This is a genomic window from Bacillus sp. FSL W8-0116, from assembly GCF_038003825.1.
Taxonomy (GTDB): domain Bacteria; phylum Bacillota; class Bacilli; order Bacillales; family DSM-4216; genus Bacillus_O; species Bacillus_O smithii.
In genome coordinates this window covers 978,951-990,738 of sequence record NZ_JBBOPY010000001.1, presented here as the reverse complement: position 1 = coordinate 990,738, position 11,788 = coordinate 978,951, and the positions used below count along the sequence as shown (strand labels likewise).

The 11,788-nt window shown below is 43.5% G+C and carries 9 protein-coding genes; 8 read left to right on the top strand and 1 reads right to left on the bottom strand.

Features of this window, described 5'->3' with window-relative positions; genetic code table 11:
• The first annotated feature begins 126 nt into the window (after positions 1 to 126).
• The 8 genes from ilvB to ltrA all read left to right on the top strand — a co-directional run bounded on the left by ilvB (position 127) and on the right by ltrA (position 10,068).
• On the top strand, positions 127 to 1,842 hold the full coding sequence (gene ilvB, locus N1I86_RS04615) for an acetolactate synthase large subunit (protein ID WP_341095176.1): 1,716 nt from the start codon (positions 127 to 129) through the stop codon (positions 1,840 to 1,842).
• Positions 1,839 to 2,360: an acetolactate synthase small subunit gene (gene ilvN, locus N1I86_RS04610; RefSeq protein WP_040340999.1), complete on the top strand. Its 522-nt coding sequence runs from the start codon at positions 1,839 to 1,841 to the stop codon at positions 2,358 to 2,360. Before ilvB ends, ilvN begins: the two co-directional genes overlap by 4 nt.
• Positions 2,361 to 2,377: 17 nt before the next feature.
• Positions 2,378 to 3,403, top strand: coding sequence for a ketol-acid reductoisomerase (gene ilvC / locus N1I86_RS04605; protein ID WP_003353197.1), 1,026 nt, complete (start codon positions 2,378 to 2,380; stop codon positions 3,401 to 3,403).
• Entirely contained in the window at positions 3,390 to 4,934 is a 1,545-nt protein-coding gene (locus N1I86_RS04600) for a 2-isopropylmalate synthase (protein WP_003353196.1), read from the top strand. Before ilvC ends, N1I86_RS04600 begins: the two co-directional genes overlap by 14 nt.
• An 18-nt stretch (positions 4,935 to 4,952) precedes the next feature.
• Positions 4,953 to 6,053 (top strand): 3-isopropylmalate dehydrogenase, encoded by a 1,101-nt coding sequence (gene leuB / locus N1I86_RS04595; protein WP_003353195.1) that lies wholly within the window; start codon positions 4,953 to 4,955, stop codon positions 6,051 to 6,053.
• A gap of 102 nt (positions 6,054 to 6,155) precedes the next feature.
• Positions 6,156 to 7,568, top strand: coding sequence for a 3-isopropylmalate dehydratase large subunit (gene leuC, locus N1I86_RS04590; protein WP_003353194.1), 1,413 nt, complete (start codon positions 6,156 to 6,158; stop codon positions 7,566 to 7,568).
• Positions 7,569 to 7,581: 13 nt separating this feature from the next.
• The gene (leuD, locus tag N1I86_RS04585; protein ID WP_341095175.1) at positions 7,582 to 8,184 is read left to right on the top strand and encodes a 3-isopropylmalate dehydratase small subunit; all 603 of its coding nucleotides are present in this window, start codon (positions 7,582 to 7,584) and stop codon (positions 8,182 to 8,184) included.
• Positions 8,185 to 8,805: 621 nt separating this feature from the next.
• On the top strand, positions 8,806 to 10,068 hold the full coding sequence (gene ltrA, locus N1I86_RS04580) for a group II intron reverse transcriptase/maturase (RefSeq protein WP_341095173.1): 1,263 nt from the start codon (positions 8,806 to 8,808) through the stop codon (positions 10,066 to 10,068).
• 209 nt (positions 10,069 to 10,277) lie between these two features.
• Here ltrA and N1I86_RS04575 read toward each other — a convergent pair whose 3' ends face one another.
• Entirely contained in the window at positions 10,278 to 11,609 is a 1,332-nt protein-coding gene (locus N1I86_RS04575) for an IS4 family transposase (protein ID WP_003354357.1), read from the bottom strand.
• Positions 11,610 to 11,788 lie beyond the last annotated feature (179 nt).

The following is an 11,788-nucleotide window of genomic DNA, read 5'->3' as shown; positions in this document are numbered from 1 at the left end:
ACCGTGGAAAGAATACAGCCTTTTCACCCCTGCGCTATAGGATTAGTAGGCGCAAGGAGTGAAAAGGCTTTTCTTTTTGAGTCAAAAAGTCTAAAGGATGAAACCAACCAGTTGGAGGGAGAATCAATGAGGGCTAATGCAAAAGCGGAAACGGAATCTGTAACGGGGACAATGACAGGTGCAGAAATTCTGATTGAATCATTAAAAAGAGAAAACGTGGAAATCATTTTTGGATATCCTGGTGGAGCTGTATTGCCAATATATGATGCGTTATATAAAAATCCGATTCGCCATATACTGGCAAAACATGAGCAGGGAGCCATTCATGCCGCTGAAGGATACGCGAGAGTATCAGGTAAACCAGGAGTTGTCATCGCTACATCGGGACCTGGTGCAACCAATTTAATTACGGGAATTACAGATGCCATGATGGATTCGTTGCCGCTTGTTATTTTTACAGGTCAAGTCGCCACAAATGTAATCGGCTCAGATGCCTTTCAAGAAGCAGATATTATCGGCATCACGATGCCAATTACTAAGCACAATTATCAAGTTCGTAACTTGAATGACTTGCCGAAAATCGTAAAAGAAGCCTTCCATATTGCGACCACTGGCCGACCGGGGCCTGTATTGATCGATATTCCAAAAGATATCGCCAACAATGAAACACGTCCTTCTTTTGATCATACAGTGGAGTTGCCGGGATATCAGCCTACAATCGTTCCGAATATTTTGCAAATCAGAAAATTGACGGAAGCGATTGCAACGTCGCAAAAACCAGTGATTTTGGCAGGGGCTGGTGTGCTTCATGCTCAAGCTTCCGATGAACTGTTGGCATTTGCTGAGGAAACCAATATACCGGTTGTCAATACACTGCTTGGTTTAGGATCATTTCCGGCCGATCATCCTTTGTTTCTTGGAATGGGAGGGATGCACGGAACCTATACGGCCAATATGGCCATGTATGAATGTGACTTGCTCATTAATTTTGGCGCAAGATTTGATGACCGCTTAACGGGAAATTTAAAGCATTTTGCTCCAAAAGCGAAAGTGACGCACATTGATATTGATCCAGCAGAAATCGGAAAAAATGTCGAAACGCATATCCCGATAGTAGGCGATGTAAAAGAAGCCTTGAGCCAATTGTTGAAAGAGGATAAGGAAATTCCGGAAATCAATGAATGGCTTCTTCACTTGGAAAAATACAAACGTGATTTTCCGCTTTGGCTTTCAGACGCTGAGGAGGGAATTTCACCACAGCGTTTAGTGAAAATGATCCATAAGTTTTCGAAAGGTGAAGCGATTGTTTCAACAGATGTGGGCCAGCATCAAATGTGGGTTGCCCAGCATTATGGATTTGTCCGTCCGAACCGTTGGATCACGTCTGGAGGACTGGGAACGATGGGATTTGGTCTTCCGGCAGCCATTGGAGCGCAGTTTGCTGAAGAGGAAGAAACGGTGGTGGCGATCGTTGGAGATGCCGGATTTCAAATGACGCTTCAAGAATTAGCGGTCATAAAAGAATTCGATTTGCCTATAAAAATTTTCATTTTTAACAATCAGGCGTTAGGAATGGTTCGGCAATGGCAAGAAGCCTTTTATGAAGAACGTTATTCCCAATCCTTAACTCCTGTGCAGCCTGACTATGTGAAGCTTGCTGATTCATATGGCATTCGCGGATTTAAGGTTTCAACCGAAAAAGAAGCGGAAGAAGTCATTCGCGAGACATTCAATGATCGCCAACCGGTATTAGTCGACTGTCGAATCAAGCCGATGGAAAAAGTATTTCCTATGATAGCACCGGGAAAAGGACTACATGAAATGATTGGGGTGAAACCATGAGGCGAATTGTGACCGTATCAGTGTTAAATCAAAGCGGAGTTTTGAATCGAATCACCGGTCTTTTTACAAGAAGACAATTTAATATTGAGAGTATTACGGTTGGACCGACAGAGGCGGAAGGAATTTCAAAAATGACTTTTGTCGTGAATGTAGAAGATGACAGGAAAATGGAGCAATTGACTAAACAGCTGAATAAACAGATTGATGTTTTGAAAGTTTCCGATATCACTGATCAAGCGATCGTCATTCGAGAACTGGCATTAATCAAGGTTATCAGCACTCCTCAAACACGAGGAGAAATCAAAGGAATTATTGAACCTTTCCGGGCAACGATCGTCGATGTAGCAAAAGACAGTGTTACCGTACAAATTGCTGGAAATTTTGAAAAAGTAGAAACGATCATTGATTTGCTTCGCCCATATGGGATTAAAGAAATATCCAGGACCGGGATCACGGCATTGCCGAGAGGTTCACAAAAATCAGTCACTGATTTCAAGCAATATACCATCTTAAATTAAACAGGAGGATGAAAAAAATGGTAAAAGTATATTATAACGGAGACATTCAAGAATCAGTTTTAAATGGAAAGAAAATTGCTGTCATTGGATATGGTTCCCAAGGCCATGCTCACGCTCAAAATCTTCGAGACAGCGGCTATCAAGTGGTGATCGGACTTCGTCCAGGTAAATCATGGAAACAAGCGGAACAAGATGGTTTTGACGTAAAAACGGTGAGAGCCGCAAGTGAAGAAGCCGATCTTATTATGATTTTACTTCCTGATGAGCGCCAGCCGGAAGTATACAAAAATGAAATTGAACCGGCTCTGTCTGCTGGAAAATCGCTTGTATTTGCTCATGGATTCAATATTCACTTTCGTCAAATTGTACCGCCGAAAGATGTAGATGTCTTTTTGGTTGCGCCAAAAGGGCCCGGACATTTAGTGAGAAGGACATATGAAGAAGGCGCTGGTGTTCCGGCTTTGATCGGCGTTCACCAAGACGTAACAGGGGATGCTAAAAATTTAGCGCTTGCCTACGCAAAAGGAATTGGTGCGGCTCGTGCCGGGGTTTTGGAAACTTCCTTTAAAGAAGAAACAGAAACAGACCTTTTTGGAGAACAAGCAGTATTATGCGGGGGAATGACTTCATTAGTGAAAGCTGGATTTGAAACGCTTGTAGAAGCTGGATATCAGCCGGAAATTGCTTATTTTGAGTGTTTGCATGAATTGAAGCTCATTGTGGATTTAATGTATGAAGGCGGATTGGAAAATATGAGGTACTCCATTTCGGATACGGCACAGTGGGGGGATTTTGTCTCCGGACCACGAGTCATCAATGAAGAAACGAAGAAACGGATGAAAGAAGTATTGAGCGACATTCAAACCGGGAAGTTTGCGAAAGGATGGATTTTGGAAAATCAATTGAACCGTCCTGAATTCAATGCCATTAACGAACGGGAAAACAATCATCTGATTGAAGTAGTGGGCAGAGAACTTCGAGAAATGATGCCATTTGTCAAAAAACCATCAAAGAAGGAAGTGGGAGCCGGTGCGAAAAATTGAAATCTTTGATACGACATTAAGAGATGGCGAGCAATCAGCTGGAGTGAATTTGAACACATTAGAAAAAATAGAAATCGCTAAACAATTGGAAAAGCTGGGAGTCGACTGCATTGAGGCAGGCTTCCCGGCTGCTTCTAAAGGAGACCTGGAAGCAGTAAAATTGATTGCCGATACGATCCGCGACAGTTCCGTTACCGGATTGGCTCGATCTACAGAAAGTGATATCGATGCTGCTTGGGAAGCCCTCAAGGATTCTGAAGAACCTCGCATCCATATTTTTATTGCCACTTCACCCATTCATATGAAGTATAAACTGAAAATGTCTCAAGACGAAGTAGTGGAAAGAGCGGTTCGGGCTGTTTCCTATGCGAAGAAAAAATTCCCGAAAGTTCAATTTTCGGCAGAGGATGCCTGTCGCTCAGACCGCGAGTTTTTAGTCCGTATTCTCAATGAGGTTATTCAAGCCGGGGCGGAGATCATTAACATTCCAGATACGGTTGGCTACATTACGCCGCAGCAGTATGGAGAATTGTTCCAATTTTTAAGGAATAATTTACGGAATATTGACAAAATTACTTTATCTGCTCATTGCCATGACGATCTCGGAATGGCCACGGCTAATTCGCTTGCCGCGATTGAAAACGGAGCTAGTCAAATCGAAGGAACGATCAACGGCATCGGGGAACGAGCCGGTAATGCTTCACTTGAAGAAGTAGCTGTGGCTCTTCATATACGGAGCGACTATTATCAAGCGAAAACGGGTCTTGTTTTAAATGAAATAAAGCGAACGAGCGATCTTGTCAGCAAATTGACCGGAATGATCGTGCCGGCCAATAAAGCGGTAGTGGGTGATAATGCCTTTGCTCATGAATCAGGCATTCATCAAGACGGGGTATTAAAAGAAAAAACAACGTATGAAATCATTACTCCTGAACTTATTGGCGTGAATTCAAACCGATTAGTTCTGGGCAAACATTCCGGCCGCCATGCTTTCAGAAATAAAGCCATTGAATTGGGCTTTGAATTGACCGATGAAAAATTGAATGAAGCCTTTACAGTATTTAAAGATTTGGCGGACAAAAAGAAAGAAATTACAGATGCTGATTTATTCGCCATTCTTACGGATAAACAAACGGAAACGGAAATGAAATATACATTGAACCGCGTACAAGTTCAATACGGCACTGACAATATTCCAACAGCGACGATTGCTGTCACGCTGGCGGACGGTTCACAAGTGAGCGAAGCCTCTACAGGATCGGGAAGTGTGGAAGCGATCTATAACACGATTGAACGGATTTTCGGCCGGTCAGTAAAGCTATTAGACTATAAGATCAACTCGGTTGGAGGGGGACGCGATGCTCTTGCCGATGTCTATGTCCGAATTTCTTGCGATGGACTGGAAACAAGCGGAAGGGGAACAGCACAAGATGTGTTGGAAGCCTCAGCCCGTGCATACTTAAATGCCGTCAATAGAATTCTTTCGCTTGAAAGTTTAAAAGCGATCCAAAAAGCAAATGTGTCGATTTAATTTACTGGAGGGGTTGAAATGAAAAAGAAAATTGCGGTTCTGCCGGGTGATGGAATCGGCCGAGAAGTGGCAAAAGGAGCAGTCGAAGTGTTAAAAGCGGTTGGCGGTCGGTTTGGACATGAATTTGAAATGGAATTTGCCAACATCGGAGGGGCTGCAATTGATCAAGAACAAACACCTCTTTCGGAAAAAACGATTGATCTCTGTAAACAAAGTGACGCCGTATTGCTGGGAGCGGTGGGAGGTCCTAAATGGGACTCCCTCCCCGGCCATCTGCGACCGGAAAAAGGACTGTTAAAGATTCGGAAAGAACTTGGTCTATTTGCTAATTTACGCCCGGTAAAAGCCTTTCAAAGCCTTCTTTCTTCTTCTCCTCTGAAAAAGGAAATTGTTGAGGATGTCGATTTAATGATTGTCCGGGAACTGACAGGCGGATTGTATTTCGGAAAACCGAGCGAGCGGCGGGGAGAAAATCAAGAAGTGGCTGTTGATACTTTGCTTTATACAAAAGACGAAATAAAAAGAATTGTAGACAAAGCGTTTCAAATCGCTAAAGTAAGAAGGAAAAAAGTTGCATCCGTTGATAAAGCAAATGTGTTGGAATCAAGCCGAATGTGGAGGGAAGTAGTGGAAGAAACAGCTGTCCGCTATTCGGAGGTGGAATATGAACACATGTATGTTGATGCAGCCGCTATGAAGCTTATTCATAACCCGAAAGACTTCGATGTAGTGGTCACGGAAAATATGTTTGGAGATATTTTAAGCGATGAAGCGTCTATGATTACCGGCTCTTTAGGCATGCTGCCGTCGGCCAGTCTAAGGGAAGACGGATTCGGGCTTTATGAACCGGTTCATGGATCAGCACCTGATATTGCAGGACAGGATAAAGCCAATCCGTTGGCGATGATTTTATCTACTGCTATGATGCTGAAATATACTTTTGGATTCAATCATGAAGCAGAAGCAATAGAACAAGCGGTGGACGATGTATTAAAGGATGGATATCGAACGTTTGATTTACGCCATACGGGAAGCCGTGTAGTGGGAACGGAAAAAATGATTGATCTGGTTGTGAAGCGAGTTCAAGAAGATCGTGCGATTGCTTCTACCATGGCTTAACAGATTATGAATCGATAGCAATTGTCCATGTACATAGAGACTGTGGAAAGAAGCGTTTATTTGACCTAGTTTCCATACCAATTCATAGAGGAGGGACAGCCATTGCAGCCGAAGACAATTATTGAAAAAATATGGGAACAGCATGTGGTGCATCGTGAGGAAGGAAAACCGGACTTATTATATATTGATTTGCACTTAGTACATGAAGTCACATCTCCTCAAGCTTTTGAAGGACTCCGCATGAAAAATCGAAAAGTGAGACGGCCCGATCTGACATACGCTACGATGGATCATAACGTTCCTACGATGAACAGACATATTGTAAACGATCCTATTTCAAAAACGCAGATGGAAAAATTATATGAAAACTGTAAGGAGTTTGGCATTGAATTGGCGGATATCAACCATCCGGATCAAGGAATAGTCCATGTGATCGGTCCTGAGCTTGGGTTGACGCAGCCGGGGAAAACCATCGTATGCGGTGACAGCCATACTTCTACTCATGGAGCATTTGGCGCTCTCGCATTTGGAATCGGGACAAGCGAGGTCGAACATGTATTGGCGACTCAAACTCTTTGGCAAGCAAAACCAAAGACGCTGCAAATCAAAGTGAACGGGAAACTGGGATTTGGCGTGACGGCCAAAGATTTGATTTTGGGCATCATATCCAAATTTGGAATTGATGCCGGAACCGGCTATATTATCGAGTATACGGGTGAAGCCATTCGCAAACTTTCCATGGAAGAACGGATGACTGTTTGCAATATGTCCATTGAAGCAGGAGCCCGTGCCGGTCTCGTTAGTCCGGATGAAGTGACATTTAATTATTTAAAAGGTAGAAAGTATGTTCCAAAAGGCGAGGAATTTGAAAAATTAGTGGAATATTGGAAGACATTGGCGACGGATGAAGGAGCTGTTTTCGACAAAACGCTCGAAATTGATGCTTCAGAAATTGAACCACAAGTGACGTGGGGAACAAATCCTTCGATGGGTACAGGAATAAGTGGAATTGTTCCTTTTCCTGAAAAATTCGAAAGAGCACAAGACCGTGAAGCGGCGGCAAGAGCGATCGAATATATGGGGTTAAAGCCGGGAACGAGAATGGAAGACATTCCGATTGACTATGTTTTTATCGGATCCTGTACTAATTCCAGGCTGAGCGACTTGCGGTCAGCAGCAGAGGTTGTCAAAGGGCGGAAAGTCCATAATGGCGTGAAAGCGATTGTTGTACCTGGTTCTCAGTCTGTCAAAAAAGCAGCTGAAGAAGAAGGGTTAGATCGAATTTTTACAGAAGCAGGATTTGAATGGCGTGAATCCGGATGCAGCATGTGTTTGGCGATGAATGAGGACATTGTTCCAGCAGGAAAGCGTTGTGCTTCCACTTCTAACCGAAATTTTGAAGGGCGCCAAGGAAATGGTTCTAGAACCCATCTGGTCAGCCCTCCTATGGCAGCGGCTGCAGCCATAGCGGGAAGATTTATGGATGTTCGCAAACTAACTGGAATTTATCAATAGGAGATGTAGCCATATGGAACCAATCAATAAGTTTAATGGGATTGTTTGTCCTCTGAATAGAACGAATGTCGATACGGACCAAATTATACCGAAACAGTTTTTAAAGCGAATTGAGCGTAAAGGCTTTGGCCAGTTTTTATTTTATCATTGGCGTTTTGACGACGACGGCAATGTGAGGGAAGATTTTATTTTAAACGATCCTCAATATAAAGACGCCAGTATTTTAGTGGCAGGAGAAAACTTTGGTTGCGGTTCTTCCCGTGAACACGCTCCGTGGGCTTTAATGGATTATGGCTTTAAAATCATTATTGCCCCCAGCTTTGCTGATATTTTCTATAATAATTGTTTGAAGAACGGACTATTGCCGATAAAATTAACGGCAGAAGAGGTGTCTCTGCTGTTGGAAAAAGCATCAGAACCTGGCTACCGTCTCTTTGTGGATTTGAAAAACCAGCATGTGACGGATCGAAAAGGATTTTTGGCTACGTTTATGATGGATCCTTATTGGAAGGAAATGCTGTTAAACGGATGGGATGAAATTGCCGTCACTCTTAATTTAGAAGATGAAATTCGAGCTTATGAGGAGAGAAGGGAAAAAACAGTACAGGCGAAATAGGCCTAATCTTCATCATCGAAGTGATGACAAAAAAAGCTGCCGGGGGTTGGCCCCGGCAGCTTTTTCGTTTATGTGCGCCCGGCATGGGTGTAATCTATAGGGTGAAAGTCCCGAGCTGCGAAGGCAGAAGTAGCAGTTAGCTTAACGCAAGGGTGTCCGTGGTGACGCGGAATCTGAAGGAAGCGGGCGGCAAACTTCCGATCTGAGGAACACGAACTTCATATGAGGCTAGGTATCACTGGGTGAGTTTGCACAACAAAACAAAGCCCTTTCTGCCGAAGGTGATACAGAGTAAATGAAGCAGATGGATGGAAGGAAAGATTACACTCTTACCCGGGGAGGTCTGATGGATACGTGAAGTAGCCTTCATAACCTACTTAGTGATAAGTAGCTGAGCCATCAGAAGTCAGCAGAGGTCATAGTACGAATTGGTCTAGAACAATTCGGAAGGACTGAACAATTAAGAGAGAATAGCCCTTTGCATTCAGTGTGTCATGTTGAACACAGAAAACGTAGTACCTCACTTGAGGAAGGAAACGGTGAATCCCGTGGGGGACCTCTTGGAGGGTGGAGTGACCACTGGCATAAGAAGATAAGCTATTCACGGAAGGAAGAATAACAATGCTTTTGAATCAAATCCTGTCACGGGAGAATATGCTTTTAGCTTTACAAAGAGTAGAAAAGAACAAAGGTAGCCATGGAGTAGATATGATGCCCGTACAAAACCTACGTCAGCACATAGTCGAAAACTGGATATCCATTAAAGAGGCAATTCTCAAGGGTACCTATGAACCAATGCCTGTTCGAAGAGTCGAAATCCCGAAACCTGATGGCGGTGTTCGGTTACTAGGTATTCCAACCGTAACAGACCGTTTGATTCAACAAGCAATGGCCCAAGTATTATCGAGGATATATGACCCTATGTTCTCCGAACATAGTTATGGGTTTCGTTCAAATCGAAGTGCTCATGACGCAGTTAGGAAAGCAAAAGGCTATATCAGAGATGGTTATAGATGGGTAGTAGACATGGATTTAGAAAAGTTCTTCGATCGAGTGAATCATGACAGGCTGATGAGTACATTAGCCAAGACTATTAAAGAAAAGCCACTATTGAAGCTAATCCGCAAATATCTACAAGCTGGTGTCATGATTAATGGTGTGGTATCTAGGACAGAAGAAGGGACGCCGCAAGGTGGCCCCCTAAGCCCTTTACTTTCGAATATTGTACTAGATGAACTAGACAAAGAATTAGAGAAAAGAGGGCATAAATTTGTTCGTTATGCCGATGACTGTAATATTTACGTGAAGTCAAAACGGGCTGGTGAAAGAACCATGGCTAGTGTCAAACGATTTATTGAGGGAAAACTTCGTCTAAAAGTCAACGAGAAGAAATCTGCGGTTGACCGACCATGGAAACGAAAGTTTCTAGGATTTAGTTTTACACCTTCAAAAGAGCCAAAAGTTCGGATTGCCAAGCAAAGTCTAAAACGAATGAAGAAAAAGGTGCGAGAAATCACGTCAAGAAAAATACCATACCCAATGGAATATTGGATTAAGAAACTTAACCAATATCTACTTGGATGGTATGGATATTTTGCATTAGCAGACACAAAGAGTATCTTTGAAGATTTGGATGGCTGGATTCGACGAAGACTCCGGATGTGTTTATGGAAAAACTGGAAGACCTCAAAGACCAGGATACGCAACCTCATAAAACTAGGAGTTCCTGAATGGAAAGCTTATGAATGGGGGAACAGTCGTAAAGGTTATTGGCGAATCTCAAAAAGTCCCATATTACACAGAACCCTTGGAAACTCCTATTGGAGTAACCAAGGGCTTAAAAGTCTACAGAAACGTTATGAATTCTTGCGTCATTTATCTTGATTGAACCGCCGTATACGGAACCGTACGTACGGTGGTGTGAGAGGACGGGGGTTAATCACCCCATACCCGTCAAGTTAGCGGTATAAAATTTTTTAGGATGATACGCATGTTCGAAAAATCAATCAAAGGATGAAGAGAAAACCAAATGCTGGGCATGCCAAATAACCCTCAAGAAGAGGGTTATTTGGCATTTATATCCATGACCCACACTACCATATCCCCAATTTCTTTAAAAGATCCGATACCGTTTCCTCTCCTTTCCTTCGGTCTTTCCTCGCGTGTTTCCTTAACAGAGACAGGAGAGATGGAAGGGCGGTTTCCATCGCTTGGGGATGCAAAAGAAACCGATGCCAATACGATTGGAGGATATTAAGCGCTTTCCATTCACTGATCTCGATTCCCTCCCGTTGATGCCAATACCTTCGGGCTTGGAACAGAAGAGTCTGCGTGACTAAAATGGCAATCAATGTCCCATATAAGTGGCATTCGAATCGTTCCTTCTTCATCTTTTTGACACGGTCAAGATCAAATAAGGATTTCCAGCCCTTAAATAACAGCTCCACTTGCCAGCGCAGCGAATACAGCTCATAAACTTGTTGCGCATCAAACGATTCTTGTGGTAAATTGGTCAGTAAGATGTGATATTTCTTTTGTTCAAGGGTTTGGCGTGACAGCGCCTTCCCTTTCTTTTTTTCCTTTTTCCGCACGTACGCCAGCCGTTTTTCCCATTCTTCCGCCGTGAGACGGCGAAAAATCAGACGCGGAACATACAGGCGTTGGTGTCCGATATACACGTGTTCCACTTCCACGGCTTCCCCCTCGCCCAATCGATTTCCTATCGATTCCCAATCCCATTCGTGCCACTCCCCGTCCTGCTTGATATAGACTTTGATATCGGAACGCAACCGGGTAATATAATAAGCACCTCGAGCATCAATCTCCGCCAGCGTGGCGAGTGAAAAAAACCCCAGATCCCGAATGCAAAGGTCATTCGGTAAAATCGTGTGCTGGGTATGATAAGCAAAACGGGCATCGGAATCATTGGCCTGTTGGACGCACAGCTGAAGACAGGTTCCCGATAACAGCTCATACTCAAATTGGATTTTGGCGCCAGATGAAACCGAACCTTGATAGTCCTCACCATAGTCGGTCGGAAGTAAAAAACTGGTAGAGTCTAAGATCCGCAGACGGGTGAAACAAGCGCGATACGTTTCGGTGATGGAAGAGAGTGCCGGACGTTGATGCATCAGGAGAGTAAAAAAGACCTCTTTTAAAAACGCCACGGCACGAGGCGTAAACCGCTGATTCAGTCCTTCATTCGAGAGAGAGCAATCATGCCAGAGCGCCAAATCGGCACACAACCGCTGAAGCGACTGACAGGCGAGCGATCCGTCTCCCCAAGCACATAGCGTCAGAAAGGCTTCCGCTGTTAATGAACGCTGCCGCTGAATGAATCCGACTTTCCGTGCCAGACGAGTCAGTTCTTCATAGGAGAAGAGTTGACGAATCGTTTTTATCCATGCCTTCATCTTTTTTGCCATCAAAAAATAATCCTTTCCAACGATGATTTTCGTTAGAAAGGATACCATGTTTTTGGCGCTGAAAAAAGATCAAATTCTTAACTTGATGGCTATGGTTAATCACCCCCTCCTACTCGATTTATTCCATGAGAAAATAGGATTCTTTCTTAAATCATGATGAGCCTTTTTTCAATGGTTAT